General features: G+C 64.8%; 15 protein-coding genes. 4 read left to right on the top strand and 11 right to left on the bottom strand.

Translation table 11 applies throughout. The annotated features are described in order from the left end of the window. Positions 1-44 precede the first annotated feature (44 nt). The 8 genes from RQP54_RS04820 to alr all read right to left on the bottom strand — a co-directional run bounded on the left by RQP54_RS04820 (position 45) and on the right by alr (position 7,532). The gene (locus tag RQP54_RS04820; RefSeq protein WP_315677028.1) at positions 45-1,382 is read right to left on the bottom strand and encodes an ATP-binding protein; all 1,338 of its coding nucleotides are present in this window, start codon (positions 1,380-1,382) and stop codon (positions 45-47) included. Then, on the bottom strand, positions 1,379-2,047 hold the full coding sequence (locus tag RQP54_RS04815; RefSeq protein WP_315677027.1) for a response regulator: 669 nt from the start codon (positions 2,045-2,047) through the stop codon (positions 1,379-1,381). Before RQP54_RS04815 ends, RQP54_RS04820 begins: the two co-directional genes overlap by 4 nt. Continuing rightward, positions 2,028-2,759, bottom strand: a complete 732-nt coding sequence (locus RQP54_RS04810) for a cytochrome b/b6 domain-containing protein (RefSeq protein WP_315677026.1) — start codon at positions 2,757-2,759, stop codon at positions 2,028-2,030. The genes RQP54_RS04815 and RQP54_RS04810 overlap by 20 nt, the downstream gene beginning before the upstream one ends. A 28-nt stretch (positions 2,760-2,787) precedes the next feature. Further along, positions 2,788-3,255: a diheme cytochrome c gene (locus tag RQP54_RS04805; protein WP_315677025.1), complete on the bottom strand. Its 468-nt coding sequence runs from the start codon at positions 3,253-3,255 to the stop codon at positions 2,788-2,790. Between the two features lie 10 nt (positions 3,256-3,265). After that, positions 3,266-3,679 (bottom strand): DUF1924 domain-containing protein, encoded by a 414-nt coding sequence (locus RQP54_RS04800; RefSeq protein WP_409997526.1) that lies wholly within the window; start codon positions 3,677-3,679, stop codon positions 3,266-3,268. A gap of 64 nt (positions 3,680-3,743) precedes the next feature. Beyond that, positions 3,744-5,111: a DNA repair protein RadA gene (gene radA / locus RQP54_RS04795; protein WP_315677024.1), complete on the bottom strand. Its 1,368-nt coding sequence runs from the start codon at positions 5,109-5,111 to the stop codon at positions 3,744-3,746. 103 nt (positions 5,112-5,214) lie between these two features. Then, positions 5,215-6,435, bottom strand: a complete 1,221-nt coding sequence (locus RQP54_RS04790; RefSeq protein WP_315677023.1) for a hypothetical protein — start codon at positions 6,433-6,435, stop codon at positions 5,215-5,217. Next, the gene (alr, locus tag RQP54_RS04785) at positions 6,432-7,532 is read right to left on the bottom strand and encodes an alanine racemase (protein WP_315677022.1); all 1,101 of its coding nucleotides are present in this window, start codon (positions 7,530-7,532) and stop codon (positions 6,432-6,434) included. The genes RQP54_RS04790 and alr overlap by 4 nt, the downstream gene beginning before the upstream one ends. A gap of 224 nt (positions 7,533-7,756) precedes the next feature. On the opposite strand from alr, the gene RQP54_RS04780 reads away from it, so the two are divergent. Continuing rightward, the gene (locus RQP54_RS04780) at positions 7,757-8,341 is read left to right on the top strand and encodes a DedA family protein (RefSeq protein ID WP_315677021.1); all 585 of its coding nucleotides are present in this window, start codon (positions 7,757-7,759) and stop codon (positions 8,339-8,341) included. 6 nt (positions 8,342-8,347) lie between these two features. Here RQP54_RS04780 and RQP54_RS04775 read toward each other — a convergent pair whose 3' ends face one another. Further along, complete coding sequence (locus RQP54_RS04775) at positions 8,348-9,559, bottom strand: diguanylate cyclase (RefSeq protein ID WP_315677020.1); 1,212 nt, start codon at positions 9,557-9,559, stop codon at positions 8,348-8,350. Positions 9,560-9,697: 138 nt separating this feature from the next. On the opposite strand from RQP54_RS04775, the gene RQP54_RS04770 reads away from it, so the two are divergent. The 3 genes from RQP54_RS04770 (at position 9,698) to RQP54_RS04760 (ending at position 13,239) form a co-directional block, all read left to right on the top strand. Continuing rightward, complete coding sequence (locus RQP54_RS04770; RefSeq protein ID WP_315677019.1) at positions 9,698-10,183, top strand: glutathione peroxidase; 486 nt, start codon at positions 9,698-9,700, stop codon at positions 10,181-10,183. A 145-nt stretch (positions 10,184-10,328) separates the two neighbouring features. Beyond that, on the top strand, positions 10,329-11,234 hold the full coding sequence (locus tag RQP54_RS04765) for a hypothetical protein (protein ID WP_315677018.1): 906 nt from the start codon (positions 10,329-10,331) through the stop codon (positions 11,232-11,234). Between the two features lie 10 nt (positions 11,235-11,244). Continuing rightward, the gene (locus RQP54_RS04760; RefSeq protein ID WP_315677017.1) at positions 11,245-13,239 is read left to right on the top strand and encodes a hypothetical protein; all 1,995 of its coding nucleotides are present in this window, start codon (positions 11,245-11,247) and stop codon (positions 13,237-13,239) included. A gap of 21 nt (positions 13,240-13,260) precedes the next feature. Here RQP54_RS04760 and RQP54_RS04755 read toward each other — a convergent pair whose 3' ends face one another. Then, a complete protein-coding gene (locus RQP54_RS04755; RefSeq protein ID WP_315677016.1) occupies positions 13,261-14,004 on the bottom strand; it encodes a hypothetical protein in 744 nt (247 codons plus the stop codon). A 42-nt stretch (positions 14,005-14,046) separates the two neighbouring features. Further along, entirely contained in the window at positions 14,047-15,270 is a 1,224-nt protein-coding gene (glcF, locus tag RQP54_RS04750) for a glycolate oxidase subunit GlcF (protein WP_315677015.1), read from the bottom strand. Positions 15,271-15,277 lie beyond the last annotated feature (7 nt).

Raw genomic sequence — 15,277 nt, 5'->3', positions numbered from 1 at the left:
GGTGGTCCGGGCGCCGGGCGGTGCCGCAGCGCAAAACCACGATTTTACGGCGCCGGCCAGGCGATGCGAACGCGCAGTCCGCCGAGGGTGTCGGAGTGCTGCACCTGCACCTCGGCCCCCTGCACCTGGGCAATGCGGCGTACGATGGACCAGCCCAGTCCACTGCCGGCCTGCCCGCTTCCCAGCACGCGGAAGAAGCGCTCGCCCAGGCGCGCGCGTTCGGCCTCGCTCAGGCCCGGGCCGCTGTCGTCCACCGTGAAGCAGGTGCTGCCGTGCTCCACGCCGACGCGGACATGCACCTCGGCACCGTCGGGGCTGTAGCGCAGCGCGTTGTCGACCAGATTGCGCACCAGAACGCCGGCCAGCGCTTCGTTGACCGGCGCCGCGCTGGCGTTCGGTGCGTCGAGCTCCAGGTTTTGTCTGCGAGCCAGTGCGGTGGGGGCCAGTTCGGCCACGATGCGGCGCGACAGCTGCGCGATGTCGCAGGGGGTGCTTGCGGCGAGCGGCTGGCCTTCGAGACGGGCCAGCGTCAGCAGTTGCTCCACCAGGCGTGTGGCGCGGTCGCAGCCGGCCAGGGTGTTCTGCAGCGCGTGGGTGCGCGCATCGTCATCGTCCGTGGCACCCAAGGCCACCTGGGCCTGCATGCGGATCGCCGCAATCGGGGTACGCAGTTCGTGGGCTGCATCCGCCGTGAAGCGGCGCTCCGATTCGAGCATGCGTGCCATGCGCTCCAGCAGGTCGTTCAATGCTTCGACCAGCGGTCGCATCTCGGCGGGGAGGTCGTTCAGGTGCACCGGCGCCAGTGACTGGGGCTGGCGATCGTGCAGTGAATCGCGCAGTGTGCGCAGTGGCCCCAAGCCGCGCCGGACCGCCCACCACAAGGCCAATGCCAGCAACGGAAGTGATGCCGCCAGCGGCAGCAGCACGCCGCGCGCCACGGTATTCAGTATGTGTTCCCGCTCGGTCAGGCGTTCGGCGACCAGCACCCGCACATCGGGTTCGGCACCAGCGGTCACATAGATGCGCCATTGCCGACCCTGGGGATCGGCCACCGTCTCAAAGCCATGATCGCGGGCACTCAGGGGCGTTGCCGGCGCATTGGAAGAATGCAGCGTGAGTTCGCCGGAATGGAACACCTGGAACGCCACGCGGTTCTCATGCTTGGTTCTTGCCGGGTAGAGGTGCTGGTCATCGTCGCCTTCGGCCTGGCTCTCCTGGGCCACCAGCAGGGCGGCGGACTGGGCCAGGTGGGCATCGAGCAGTTCGTTGATTTCCTCGCCGGTGTCGAACCAGACGATGGCGGCGGTGGCGCCCCAGACCTGGGCCACCACCGCCAGTGCACTGAGCAGCAGTCGGGCCTGCAGTGAGCGGGTGGCGCTCAAGTGCCGCCTCCCACAGGCATGGTGTATCCGACACCGCGCACGGTGATGATGGCATCGCTGCCCAGCTTCTTGCGCAGGTGGTGAATGTGGACTTCGATGGCATTGCTTTCCACCTCAAATCCCCAGCTGTACATCTGCTGCTCCAGCTGTTCACGTGTCAGCACGCGCCCGGCATTGCGCATCAGTGCATGCAGCAGGTCGAATTCACGCTGTGACAGGCTGGCGGTGGTGTCCTGGTGGCGCACCTGTCGGGTGCTCGGGTCGAGCGTGACCTCGCCCACGCGCAGCACGGTTTCGGCATGGCCGTGGGCGCGGCGGATCAGTGCGCGCAGCCGCGCGCCGAGTTCGTGCAGGTCCACCGGCTTGACTACGTAGTCGTCGGCACCGGTGTCCAGGCCGGCCACGCGGTCGGCAATGGCATCCCGCGCGGTGAGCACCAGCACCGGTGTCTTGCAGCCCTGCGCACGCAGGCTCTGCAGGATGTCGATGCCGTCGCGCCCGGGCAGCCCCAGATCCAGTACCACGGCGGCAAACTCGGCGCTGCGGACCTCGCGCTCGGCAGCGAGTCCGTCCCGCACCCAGTCCACGGCAAAGCCCTGCTGGCGCAGTCCGGCCCGCAGTCCGTCGCCCAGGATCGGATCGTCTTCAGCCAACAGTACGCGCATGGTTTCGGTGCTCCATGGTGGGCCATGATGGCACAGTCGCCACCGCGGTAGGGGCGGTGGGGACCGATGCGGCGGCATTTTCCGGGGTCGGTGCGTTGCGCCACTGGTTGACCCAGAAGCCCAGCACCACCGCCAGCAGGATGGCTGCGAGCCAGCCGTAGCTGCGCGCAATGCCTTGCGAAGGCGCACCTGGCTTGCGGCCCGTGAACATGGCGCGCACCAGGTTCTCGCGGTGCAGGCGGCTCGACACCACCACACCGGCCACATGCACGCCAACCAGCAGCAGCATGCCGTTGCCCAGCACTTCGTGCAGCTCCTCGATCCAGTTGCCGCCGATCTCGTTGTAGTTGGCCCAGCCGCTGAAGGTCAGTGCGCCGCCGGCCAGCAGGATCAGCACGATGGCCCAGGCACCGGCTGGGTTGTGGCCCAGGTGGTGTTCGGGTGCACGGCTGCGCAGCGACTGCAGGTAGCCCATGACTGCACCAGGGCCACGCACGAACTGGGCAAAGCGGGCATAGCGGGTGCCCACCAGGCCCCACAGCACGCGAAAGGCAATCAGCCCCGCCATGGTGTAGCCCAGGGTGATGTGCACCAGTTGCCAGCGCTCGCTCTCCGCGCTGAGGTAGGCGCCGGCAAAGCACAGCACCAGCAACCAGTGGAAGACGCGCACCGGGGCATCCCAGACGCGAATGGAAGTGGTTTCAATGGACATCGTGTTCTCCGGTGGCAGTCCGGCGCGCTCAACGCGGAATGCGGACCTCATGTTCGTTGTAGTTGCCCTTGGCGGCGTTGGGGTGGCAAGCGCTGCAGTTGGCGGGGCTGCCTACCGATGCGCGCTTGAACGCATCGGCAGGCACTTCACCCGGCCGGTGCTGTCGCTGGAACCAGGCGGACTTGGTGATGCGGTCCTGCGGCGGCTCTTCGCTGGCGCGCCGGCCGCTGCCGGCATTGGCTTGCACCCACTGCCCGATTTCCTTCGTGGTGGCGGGGTCGAGCGAGGCATCGGTTCCGAAGTGCTTGCCCAGATTGCCCATGAGGCGCTGCCAGGACGCTGCCGGCAGCAATGCTGGTGCATAGGGAGTGTGGCAGGAGCCGCATTCGGCCTGGAACTTGGGGTTGTCGGTGGTCATGCGGCCGCCACCATCCGCCAGGGCCAGGGTGGTGGCGAGGCTCAGAACTGTCCATGTGCATGCAGTGCGAAAGAACATGGTGTGCTCCTTATTTCTTCAGACTGATCAGCCAGGCCAGCACATCGGCCTTCTCGCCGGGTGTGCATTCGCGGCCGACCACGTCGTTGCAGTTGCGGCGGAACCACTTCTCGGTCTTGGCGCTGTCGGTGAAGCGCTCGGCATTGGCGGCGGGGGCCAACGGGGTGATGTGCTTGCCGGTGGCAGCATGCTTGCCGTCACCCGTGGGGGTGGCGGTATGGCAGCTGGAGCAGCTCCAGTCCTTGCCGTGCTTGGTGGTGAAGAACTCCTGTCCGCGCGCGGCGCTGGCACTACTGCCCGCCTGGCTGCTGTAGCCGGCAAGCATCTCGGTGGGCGTGGCGGCCCAGGCATTGGTGAAGGCGAGGCCAGCGAACAGGGCGCTGGCACACAGGGTGGCAATCCGGGTCATCGTGGGTTCCTCCATGGGTGTCGATTCCATGGGGCGAACAGTACGTGGCCCGCATTAAGTGCGTCTTAACGACGCGTAGTCACTGCAGTCCGCGCACGATCTCCATGGCCTGGTCGATGCGCTCCACGCAGTGGAGGGTGAGCCCCTCGATGGGCTTCTTGGGTGCATTGGCCTTGGGAACGATGGCCACTTCGAAGCCGAGCTTGGCCGCTTCCTTCAGACGCTCCTGCCCGCGCGGGGCGGGGCGCACTTCGCCCGCCAGCCCCACTTCGCCGAACGCGATGAAGCCCTTGGGCAGCGGCTTGCCGCGCAGGCTCGACGTGATGGAGAGCATGACGGCCAGGTCGGCAGCTGGCTCGCTGATGCGCACACCGCCCACGGCGTTGACGAATACGTCCTGATCCTGGCAGGCGACACCGGCATGGCGGTGCAGTACGGCCAGCAGCATGGCCAGGCGGTCGCGCTCCAGGCCCACGGAGAGTCGCCGCGGGCTGGGGCCGCCACCGTCAACCAGGGCCTGGATTTCGACCAGCATGGGGCGGCTGCCTTCCAGCGTGACCATGACGCAGCTGCCGGGCACGGGTTCGGCGTGCTGGCTCAGGAAGATGGCACTGGGGTTGGACACGCCCTTGAGCCCCTTTTCGGTCATGGCAAAGACGCCGATCTCGTTGACGGCACCGAAGCGGTTCTTGATGGCGCGGATCAGCCGGAACGGGCTGTGGGTGTCGCCTTCGAAGTACAGCACCGTGTCCACCATGTGCTCCAGCACGCGCGGGCCGGCCAGCGCGCCCTCCTTGGTGACGTGACCGACCAGCACGATGGCGGTACCGCTGGCCTTGGCCGCGCGCGTGAGGTGGGCCGCACACTCGCGCACCTGGGCCACCGAGCCCGGGGCCGAGGTGAGCTGGTCCGAATAGACGGTCTGGATCGAGTCGATGACGGCCACCTGGGGCCGCTTGGCGTCGAGGGTGGCGAGGATCTTTTCGAGCTGGATTTCGGCCAGCACCGGCACCTGGCTGTGGTCCAGCCCCAGGCGACGGGCGCGCAGCGCCACCTGGGCGCCTGACTCTTCACCGGTGACGTAGAGCGTTTGCTGCCCACTGCGTTGCAAGGCGTCTACCGCCTGCAGCAGCAAGGTGGACTTGCCGATGCCTGGGTCACCGCCGATGAGCACCACCCCGCCTTCGACGATGCCGCCGCCCAAGACCCGGTCCAGTTCCTCGTGGCCTGTGGGCGTGCGGTCGACTTCGGCCGCCTCGATGTCGGAAAGCAGCGTGACCTCCGCGGTCTGCGCCAGCGCAGCAAAGCGGTTCTTGCCGCCGGACTCGGGCGCATTGACCGACTCGATCAGCGTGTTCCAGGCTTGGCAGTGCGGGCACTTGCCCAGCCACTTGGGGCTGGTGCCACCGCATTCGTTGCAGACAAAAATGGTTTTTTCTTTGGCCATGCTGCATGATACTGGATAAAAAACCAGTAGATCAAGGCAGGATTGACTGACAGTCGCTACAAGTTTGGTAGCTACTTGCGCAGTATTTTCGCTGGCTGGTGCCCTATTTGGCTTCCAATGCCGGGAGTCGCTCACGAACCCGGCGTATTTTCTCCAGGTTCACACTGACCTTGATGCTGTCGCAGCTGAGCGGCGCCGCGATCTGGTTTTCGGGCTTGGCGGTGTCGAGTGCCTGGTAGCGCAGCACGGGCATGCCTTCCTTGTCGATGATCGGCACCACCCAAGGGGTGTTGGCGCGTGCGCCGCGACGGATGGACACCGCAGTCAGACCGTTTTCCAGGCGCAGGTAGGTTCCCGGCGGGTAGAAACCCACGGCCTGCGCCATGGCCGAGCCGACCCCCAGGTTGTCGCCTTCGGCGCCGAGCACCATGTCCTTGACCGCGCCGACGGGAGACAAGGCAGCGCGCGTCTTGCGCGCGGCCATCTTGGCCACGAACACGTCGGCCATGGTCAGCACGCGGCGGCTGGCCACAGTGCGCTCCAGGCCTTGGTTGTCCGGGTCGCCGTGGTGCCAGCGCACGATGTCCAGGTGGGTTTCGTCATCCACGCCGAACCCCTTCAGGATGTCGACGCTGATCTGGGGGTGGTTGCGGATGAGTTCGCGCTGCCAATCGGTGGGCGGGTTGTTCTGCAGTGCCAGACTGTCCTGGTCGCGAGCCATGCCGATGTTCATGGTCAGCGCGGCAGACATCAGCAGCTGCGCGTGGGCGTCTGACATGCCGAGCTTCTTGGCCGTCAGGTGGCAGATGCTTCCACACAGCAGGGCGTGGGTGGCGCTGTAGCCGATCTGGCTGTCCGCCAGCATCTGGAACATGCAGAACAGGCTGTCGTCCACATCGTCGCGCAGCAGGCCCAGGGCCTTCTTCTCGATACCTGCCAGACGCGACAGCGGATTGATCGCCAGCCCGCCCTGGTACAGGATGCCGCGCAGCACTTCCTGCAGGTCCGGCCAGCCGCCGCTGATGGCCTTGGCCACCACATAGTCGGCTTCCTTGATCTCGGTGGGCATGCCCAGCTTGGCGATCTGGTCCACCGACATGCCGTCGCGCAGGGCGGTGTGCACCATGCGTTCGTAGGCCCGCTGCCAGGCGATGCCCTCGTCGTAGGTGGTGGATGCGTTGAACTCGGCAAGGCGATCCCGGTGCTGCTCCGACAGGATGGGGTTGCCCTTCTTCAGCAGCAGCTGGCCGGAGTTGCTCCACACAGTGACCGGCAGGGGCTGGCCGATCTGGAGCATGGCAATGGGTATGGGCAGGTATTTCACGTCGTCACCACGGGTACACGTTGGGCCAGAGCACACATCAGCTCGTACCCCAGTGTACTGGCCTGGGCGGCGACTTCGTCAATGCTGAGCAGTGCGCCGTTGTCGGCACGACCCCACAGCGTGACCGTGCTGCCCCAGCCCGCATCGGGCAGGTCGGTCAGGTCCACCGCCAGCATGTCCATGCTGACCCGGCCGAGCGTGCGGCTGCGCACGCCGTCCACCAGCACCGGCGTGCCAGTCGGGCAGATGCGGGGGTAGCCGTCGGCGTAGCCGCAGGCCACGGTGCCGACGCGCATGGGGGCAGGGGCGGTGAAGCTGGAGCCGTAGCCCAGCGTTTCCCCGGCTTGCAGCTGCTGGATGCCGATGACCTTGGCCGCCAGGGTCATGGCAGGCTCCAGCTTCCACTGTGTCGCCGTGTGCTCGGGAAAGTCGGGTGCGCTGCCGTACATGGCAATGCCCGGGCGCACCCAGTCGCTGGTGCGCAGTGCGTCGTAGTGGGCTGTGTGGCGCAGCGTCGCGGCGCTGTTGGACAGTGAACGCTCACCAGGCAGGTCGCGCGTGGCCTGCTCGAAGGCGGCCACCTGCGCTGCAATGCCGATGCCGCCGTCGGCGTCGGAAAAGTGGGTGACCAGTGAAATCTCGTCGACCTGCGGCAGCGCATTGAGTCGGCTCCAGGCGGCGCGGTATTGGTCCGGGCGGAAGCCCAGGCGGTTCATGCCGGAGTTCATCTTCAGGAACACGCGGTGTGGCTCGTTGGTCTTGTGGGCGGCGAGCATGTCGATCTGTTCGTCGCAGTGCACGGTATGCCACAGCCCCAGGCGCGAGCACAGTTCCAGGTCACGCTGTTCGAACACGCCTTCGAGCAGCAGGATGGGGCCGCGCCAACCCAGGGTGCGCACGCGCTGGGCCTCTTCCAGGTCCAGCAGGGCAAAGCCGTCGGCACCACGCAAGGCTTCGAATACGCGCTCGATGCCGTGGCCGTAGGCGTTGGCCTTGACCACGGCCCAGACCTTGGCGTCGCCCGCGACGTGGCGCAGGGTGCGCAGGTTGGACCGCAAGGCGTCGAGATGGATGGTGGCCTGAATGGGACGGGGCATGGCAGACAGTGAAAAGGACGATGGAAACCCCCGAGTGTGCCAGCAATGGCATCGTGACCAGGTGCCGCTGACAGGCTTGGAAACGGGTCTGCCCTGCCTTGATTGGGGCCAAATGGTCCGGAAGTCAAATGCTATACACTGGCGCGCGCCGAGGCTGCGGCGATACTGTTGGATGTGTCCGCAAGCCGCGTCAACGTTGACCCATGGATGTATTTCAAACTTTGATGCCCATCTTCACGGAATACGGCTACCTCGCCGTTTTCGTGATGCTTCTGATCTGTGGGTTCGGCGTACCGGTACCGGAAGACGTCACACTGGTAACCGGCGGCGTCATTGCCGGCTTGGGCCATGCCGACGTGCATACCATGTTCGCTGTGGGCATGGCCGGGGTGCTGGTGGGCGACGGCACCATGTTTGGATTGGGGCGGCTGTACGGTCCCCGCATCATCAAATTGCCGGGCTTTCGGCGGGTGCTCACCCCCGAGCGATTTGCCAGCGCGCAGGACGCCTTCCACAAATATGGCAAGTGGGTCATGTTCGTGGCCCGTTTTCTGCCCGGCCTGCGTACACCGGTGTTCTTCACGGCGGGCATGAGCCACCGCGTCAGCTTTGCCACCTGGTTGCTGATGGATGGCTGCGCAGCCCTCATCAGCGTGCCGATCTGGGTCTACCTGGGCTATTTCGGTGCCCAGAACTGGGACTGGATGTTCGGCATCCTGCGCCAGTTCCAGCATGGCATCTTCGGCCTGCTGGCGTTGGGCGGCGCGTGGCTGGCCTGGCGCTGGTGGAAAAGCCGCAAGGCTTCCTGAGGCCGGTCAGGGCGCCGCGGGTGGCGCGTGCATCGTTGCGCCTTCGACGACCTGGTTGCGACCACCGGTCTTGGCCCGGTAAAGGGCCTGATCGGCCTGGGCATACAAGGCTTCGATGGTGCATGCCTGGTGTGCTGGCAGGCAACTCACCCCGATGCTGGCCGTGATGTCGATCTGCTGTCCTTCAAAAAGGACCGGAGTGGTTTCGATCGACGCGCGGATCTTTTCGGCGACGGCCACGGTCCCGATGGCGCCAGTGCCCGGCAGCAGCACGATGAACTCTTCCCCCCCGATGCGGGCAGCAATGTCCGAGTCCCGCAACTGGGTCCGGAGCAGGGTGGCAAAGTGGCGCAATACAGCATCGCCCGCAGGGTGGCCATGGCGGTCGTTGACCCGCTTGAAATGGTCCAGATCCGCCACCAGAATGCCGGTCTCGCACGGATACCGCAGTGCCCGGCTGAGTTCGTGCTCCGCCTCCTGCATGAATGCACGGCGATTGCGCAGTCCGGTCAATGGATCGTGGGTGGCCAGGTAGGACAACTCCTCCTGTTTTTTCTGCAGCGTCGCATTGCTCTGGGTCAGTTGCCGGCGCAGCAATGCGGCGTGCACGTACTGGCGCCACATGACGATCGAGGCGGCGAGGCTCATGACCGTCCCGCCGAAACTGTGGCTGCGGGCCATTTCCAGCATGGCCGGATCGGTTTGGGTGAGTGCCAGGGCCTGGTACATGATGAAATAGGCACCGACAAAAAGCAGTGTGGCGGCAAACGGGCGAAGCAAGGCCAGCATCGCGACCATCAGGCTGACCATGACATAGTTGGTGGTATTGCTGCCAACCCACTGGTCGGCGACCGAGAGTGCGGTGCCGAAAGCCAATGCCCACCCTGCGACCAGCAGTTGCGCAACGCGGGCGTGGATCGGGGGTATTTCAGGCCGGCGCGTCAGGTAATGACACCAGATCCAGCTCAACAACATCCCCAGCGCGCAGACCGCGTGGATCCATCCGATGGTGCTGTTGTAGCGCTTCAGCAGTTCGCTTGCTGCGCGCGGTAGCAGGAACCAGAAATAGGCCATGTAACCGAGGTTGACGGCGACCGTGAGAGCCGCAAAGATGCGGAATCGCCGTAACCCCTCTGCCGTCGCCTCGGGCTGCACCTGCGCGCTGTCAACCAGCACGCCATGCATCCAATCCTGAAGCTGGCGAAGGGAGTTGTACATGGGTGTGGAGGGTCGGGCACGGGGTGTGGCGAGCTTGCCACGGGAGCGGCGCGAGCATAAACCGCATTTACCCGTAGTCAGCCATGGCAATGCAAATGGGGCACAGTCTGGCTCCGAACTCACTCTTACTCGAAAACCATGACCACGATCTACGACTTCGAAGCCCAGCAGATCAACGGCAAGTCCATTGCCCTCGACAAGTTCAAGGGCAAGGCCATGCTCATCGTGAACACGGCCAGTGCCTGTGGTTTCACGCCCCAATTTGCGGGACTGGAGGAATTGCACAAGACCTATGGACCGAAGGGTCTGGTGGTGCTGGGCTTCCCCTGCAACCAGTTCGGGGCGCAGGACAGTGGAACGAACGACGAAATCGCCGATTTCTGCCAGGTCAACTACGGTGTTTCGTTCACCATGATGGAGAAGATCGACGTCAACGGCTCCAGCGCCCATCCACTCTACCAGTGGCTGTGCAGCGAAGCGCCCGGACTGCTCGGTTCGAAGTCGATCAAGTGGAACTTCACCAAGTTCCTGATCGCCAAGGACGGTACGGTGCTCAAGCGCTACGCCCCGACCGACACACCGCAGAGCTTGGCGCAGGATATCGAGGCGGCGCTGGCGAGCTGAGCCGAGCCGACCGACGCGATGCGGCACCGGGAAATGCCGCATTGGCGTCGGGGATCGAACCCGCTAGACTCTGCGTGCTAGGTGCTGAGCCCAAGGCGCCTGCCCGCCCGCCTGCGCGCTCAGGCCAACGTCTAGGAGTGGGAGCGTGAAAAGCCGAATCAGCCAATCAGTGGGATATATCGGGCGATGTGCCAGCGTCGGTGTGGTGGCATGCGCAGCCGGTCTGAGTTGCCACGCGGCCGGCTGGGAGGCGCTGGGGTTCAGCCTGGATTCCGGAGTGGTGTATGACGACAACGTCACGCGCGGCAAAGTCGACTCGGACCGGCTGGCCGACAGTGCGATGACGCTGTCCGTCAGCAATGGCGCGGTGGTGTGGTTGGCTCCCCATTACCGGCTGGTGCTGAACGGATCCGTTGGCGGGCAGAGTTTTCAGAACTATGGCAAGCTCAGTCACCTGGACGTCACCGCGGACGGAGAGCTCCAATACCGCGCCAGCGCGGACTACATGGCCCCCACGTTGGGATTGTTTGCCAAGGCCGCCTATGAAGACTATGGCAGCTTTGCACGGGACGGTGCGCGCTACGCTGTCGGCGTTTCCTTGCGCCAAGCCGTGACCGACCGAATCAGTGCTTTTGCTGCACTCACGGCCCACGCACGGCGGACCCAAAGCGCGGTATTCAGTGGCAATGAAGCCTCCTTGCGCATGAATCTCGACTACAGCCTGAGTGCAAGGCAGACGCTCTACTTCGGCGCTGAGTACCGTGATGGAGACATTGTGTCGACGGGCCGGTCCTCGCTGGAGAACATCACCATTGCCAAGGTGATGGTGTCCGACGATGCGTTCGAGGGCAAGAGCATGTTCAGCTATCGCATGCCTGGCAAGACGGCCATGCTGAACCTGGGCTACAACCATGCGCTGGGTCCGCAGGGGGCGGTGGACATTGCCTGGCGCTATATAGAAGCAACACCCGATGCGCGCCCATCCTGGGCCACATCACCTCGAAGCTACACCAGCAACCAGGTGTTTGCGAATTTCCTTTACCGATTCTGAGGTGGACGCCATGGCACGTTTCTTCACCGGATGGGGAGTGGTGCTCGGGATGTTGGCACTGTCCCTGGCAGGCTGTGGCGGTGGTGGATCCTCCGCCGATGTGGTTCCGGGTGAAAAGGGCGGTGTGACGGCAACCACTGGTCCGGACAGCTTCCTGTTGTTTCCCAATCCGCAAAAGCAGGACGATGGAACGCTGCAGACCAATACCGTCGATTACGCGCTGGCCTATTACCAGGCCGTAGACCCGAACAATGAGCGCACGACCCTGGCAGCCTTCAAGGCCAAGAACAAGATCGGGCAGTCCTTGGGAACCGATGAACGCGAGGTATCGGTCATCTTCGGAGACCAGCGGGATCTGGGCTATGGGCGCAAGATGACCGGGCGCATGAACAACGACGGCACCATTGCCTTCGTGGTCGAGAACTACCTGGTGGGAGGCTACGGGCCCTACTCGTCACTCAACCTCGAAGCGGCCATCGTTGGCGAAAGCAAATGGCATTTGGGAACCAACGGCATCGAATTCAGCGTCGTGCAACCCGGAACCGCCAACCCCTCGGGCACGCTCATCGCCACGCCCACCGTCAAGTTTCTCAAGTTCTTCACCTTCGACCCGGTGACTGGGGCACGACTCAACATGATCAACCTCGATGGTCGTGGCGAGAAGGCCATGCCCACCGTGTGCATCAGCTGCCATGGCGGGCGGGCGGAACCGCTGACACCGGCCACGGCGCCTGCGGTGCGCGGATGGTTCGGCCGCATGATGCACGTGGGCAGCGTGGCGGACCGGACGTCCAGTGCACTGGGCGGGGTGCGTGGCGACACCGGCGCCCAGGCACACGCTTTCGAGCCCGCGTCGTTCGACTTTTCCACCGTGGCGGGCTATCGGCGCGCCGACTTGACCGAGCGTATCCGTGAGCTCAACAAGATGGTTCTGTGCACCTACGTGCGCCCTGCAGGTACGGCCGTGTCAGCACCGCAGGACAACTGCCCCAATGCCAGCTTCCAGCGCCGAGAGGGCAATTACATGGAGTACGACGGGACGGCGGTGGAGGCGCTGAAGAACATCTATGCAGGGGCCGACCTGCTGGCAGGCTCGGAACTGGCCACCGAGACCTTCGTTCCCGGGGGGTGGGCCGGTCAGACCGCGCTGTACCAGAACTCGGTCTCCAAGGCCTGCCGGGTATGCCATGAATTGCGGGGCATCTACAACCAGAACGACCTGGATTTCCAGTCCTACGCCAAGTTCAACGGTTACTCCGATCGCATCAGGGCCCATGTGCAGGACCGTGGAAACATGCCGCTGGCCAAGCTCATTTACGACAAGTTCTGGTCCGACTCCAGCATCTATGGGCCGATGCAGACCTTCCTCGGCAGCACCAACAAGCCGGGTCGACCGATTGCGGATCCAGGGCCCAACCGGCTGGTCAAGGCGACGAGCATTGCATTGTCCGGGGCCATGAGCCTGTATTCCACGGGCTACCAGTGGTCCGTGTTTTCATCATCACCGGCCGGGGCTACGCTGAGCAATGCCAGCACATCTTCGCCGACACTGACCGTGCCGGGCAGCGGAACCTATGAGGTGGATCTGGTCACCACCAATGCCACCGCGACCAGCGCATCTGCCAGGGTGAAGATTGTGGTGGACACCACCTTGACCTGGGATCCGACTGCGCTTCGGTTTGCAGATATCAAGTCGATCTTGCAAGGTAGCGGTGGATGTACCGGTTGCCATACCCCTGGCGGTGGCCAACCCATTGCCTACACCAATATCGACCGCAACGGCGATGGCTCGGTCGATGCGACCGACGACCGGTGGTTCTACAACGAAGTGCGCGGTCGCATCAACTTCACGGATTGGGCAGCCAGTCCTCTGCTGCGCAAGCCTACCGGGAACCACCATGGCGGTGGACAGATCTACGACGCCAGTTTGGCCCCGGGTAACGCTTCCCGTGTCGATCTGGACAAGTTCATTGCCTGGATCCTGAACGGGGCGCCCTACAACTGAGGTGGCCCTTGCCCACCGGGCTCAGTAGTTGCGGCGGGGCCCCGAATACGCATCCTTGGCAAACACGAAGGGCGTGGTGCGCCCTACGATGGCCTCGATCAGGGCCAGTTCCAGGTCGGTATGGTTCTTGAAAGGTGCGTTGCGGATGTTGCTTCCGGCGGCGCCGTCTTTGACGATGTAGAGCGGGCGGTCGTGGTGCGAAGCCGTGACCGACTCCTTGCTCTGCGGGTCGTCGGTAGCCTGCACTTCCGTTGCGCCATAGCAGGTGCAGAAGTAGGAGCGGTCCGCTTCGGATTCGACGTAGAAGCCGGTGCCACGGATGCCGATGGTGGCCGTGGCGGTGGTCACTTTCATGGGGGAATTGCGCGACACGGACAGCAGCTTGCCGGTAAGCAGGCGCAAGCCGGCTGTGATGAAGCCACCGATGGCGCTGTCGCTACTGGACGGCTGGCTTTCAAGGGTGAGTCGGCTGTCGCTGCGCACGATCATTGCATGCGTGCCCACTGCGAAGATAAGTTCGCTGTTGCGGCCGGTCTGGATCGTGTCGCCGGGTTTGATGGGTGTCTGCTGGTTGGCGGGCTGGTTGTTGACCTGTACCTCGCCCTGGAGCCGGTAGATCGATTGCCCAGGGGGGAGCGGACCGGGCTTGCTGCCCAGAATGCTCTGGGCCCAAGCCGACGGAGCGGCAGTTCCCACCACACCCATGGCTAGCGCGCGAATCAGCCATTGTCGGCGGGGATCGTCCAGGTCTTGGTGGAGAAACATGCGGCACCTCTCAGACAGTATGTCAGTGCCGGATTATGGCGTTCAGCCCAAGGCTTCGTCCAACACTTCCACCCAATGACGCACTGGCGTGGGGGTACCGCTCTGCAGATGGGTAATGCAGCCGATGTTGGCGCTGATGACCACTTCCTGCGCAGCCGGTGCCAGGTTGCCGAGCTTGCGGTCGCGCAACTGGGTGGCAAGTTCGGGGTTGAGCACCGAATAGGTGCCTGCCGAGCCGCAGCACAGGTGGGACTCGCGCGCGGCTACGCGTACCGAAAAGCCCAGCGCAGCTAGGTGCTGTTCGACGCCGCCGCGCAGCTTCTGGCCATGCTGCAGCGTGCAGGGCGGATGGAACACCAGGGCTGGCGCTTCGGCTGTGCGCACGCGGCCTTGGAGTGCCGGGACCATGCCGGGCAGCAGCTCGCTCAGGTCGCGGGTCAGGGCGCTGATGCGTGCGGCCTTGTCGGCATAGGCCGGGTCGTGGCGCAAGGTATGGCCGTACTCCTTCACCGTCACGCCGCAGCCCGAGGCATTCATCACGATGGCTTCGACGCCCTGTTCGACCCAGGGCCACCAGGCGTCGATGTTGGCACGCATCTCGTCCATGCCACCCATCTGGTCGTTGAGATGGAACTTCACCGCCCCGCAGCACCCGGCCTTGGGTACGCGCAGCACCTCGATCCCCGCCGCGTCGAGCACGCGCGCCGTGGCGGTGTTGATGTTGGGTGCCATGGAAGGCTGGGCGCAGCCTTCCAGCATCAGCACCTTGCGCGCGTGCTGTCTCTGGGGCCAGGCACCCGCGTCGCGTCGCGCCGGCACCTTGGCCTTCAGCGTCTGTGGCAACAGTCCGCGCACGGCCTGACCCATGCGCATGGCCGGACCAAACAGGGGCGAGGGCAGGCCTTCCTTCAAGGCCCAGCGCACGGCCCGCTCGCCGGCCGGGCGCGGCACCTTGGCATCGACCAGCTTGCGGCCGATGTCCACCAGGTGCCCGTAGTCCACGCCGCTGGGGCACGTGCTTTCGCAGTTGCGGCAGGTCAGGCAGCGGTCCAGGTGCAGTTGCGTGGCCCGGGTGGGCTCGGCGCCTTCGAGCACCTGCTTGATGAGGTAGATGCGGCCGCGTGGGCCGTCAAGCTCGTCGCCGAGCAGCTGGTAGGTGGGGCAGGTAGCGGTGCAGAAACCGCAGTGCACGCACTTGCGCAGGATGGCTTCGGCAGCCTCGCCGTCGGCGGTGTGGGCGTATTCGGGACTGAGCGTGGTTTGCATGGTGGTG

Source organism: Curvibacter sp. APW13 (assembly GCF_032337135.1).
Classification (GTDB): domain Bacteria; phylum Pseudomonadota; class Gammaproteobacteria; order Burkholderiales; family Burkholderiaceae_C; genus Allorhodoferax.
The sequence above is the reverse complement of the archived record's forward strand: the minus strand, read 5'-3'. Positions and strand labels throughout refer to the sequence as shown.

What these genes read in the sequence shown, in the direction of transcription:
- RQP54_RS04815 (WP_315677027.1), bottom strand. Translation starts at nt 2,047, where the DNA reads ATGCGCGTACTGTTGGCTGAAGACGATCCGATCCTGGGCGACGGACTG.
- RQP54_RS04810 (WP_315677026.1), bottom strand. Translation starts at nt 2,759, where the DNA reads ATGTCCATTGAAACCACTTCCATTCGCGTCTGGGATGCCCCGGTGCGC.
- RQP54_RS04805 (WP_315677025.1), bottom strand. Translation starts at nt 3,255, where the DNA reads ATGTTCTTTCGCACTGCATGCACATGGACAGTTCTGAGCCTCGCCACC.
- RQP54_RS04800 (WP_409997526.1), bottom strand. Translation starts at nt 3,679, where the DNA reads ATGGAGGAACCCACGATGACCCGGATTGCCACCCTGTGTGCCAGCGCC.
- radA (WP_315677024.1), bottom strand. Translation starts at nt 5,111, where the DNA reads ATGGCCAAAGAAAAAACCATTTTTGTCTGCAACGAATGCGGTGGCACC.
- alr (WP_315677022.1), bottom strand. Translation starts at nt 7,532, where the DNA reads ATGCCCCGTCCCATTCAGGCCACCATCCATCTCGACGCCTTGCGGTCC.
- RQP54_RS04780 (WP_315677021.1), top strand. Translation starts at nt 7,757, where the DNA reads ATGCCCATCTTCACGGAATACGGCTACCTCGCCGTTTTCGTGATGCTT.
- RQP54_RS04775 (WP_315677020.1), bottom strand. Translation starts at nt 9,559, where the DNA reads ATGTACAACTCCCTTCGCCAGCTTCAGGATTGGATGCATGGCGTGCTG.
- RQP54_RS04770 (WP_315677019.1), top strand. Translation starts at nt 9,698, where the DNA reads ATGACCACGATCTACGACTTCGAAGCCCAGCAGATCAACGGCAAGTCC.
- RQP54_RS04760 (WP_315677017.1), top strand. Translation starts at nt 11,245, where the DNA reads ATGGCACGTTTCTTCACCGGATGGGGAGTGGTGCTCGGGATGTTGGCA.
- RQP54_RS04755 (WP_315677016.1), bottom strand. Translation starts at nt 14,004, where the DNA reads ATGTTTCTCCACCAAGACCTGGACGATCCCCGCCGACAATGGCTGATT.
- glcF (WP_315677015.1), bottom strand. Translation starts at nt 15,270, where the DNA reads ATGCAAACCACGCTCAGTCCCGAATACGCCCACACCGCCGACGGCGAG.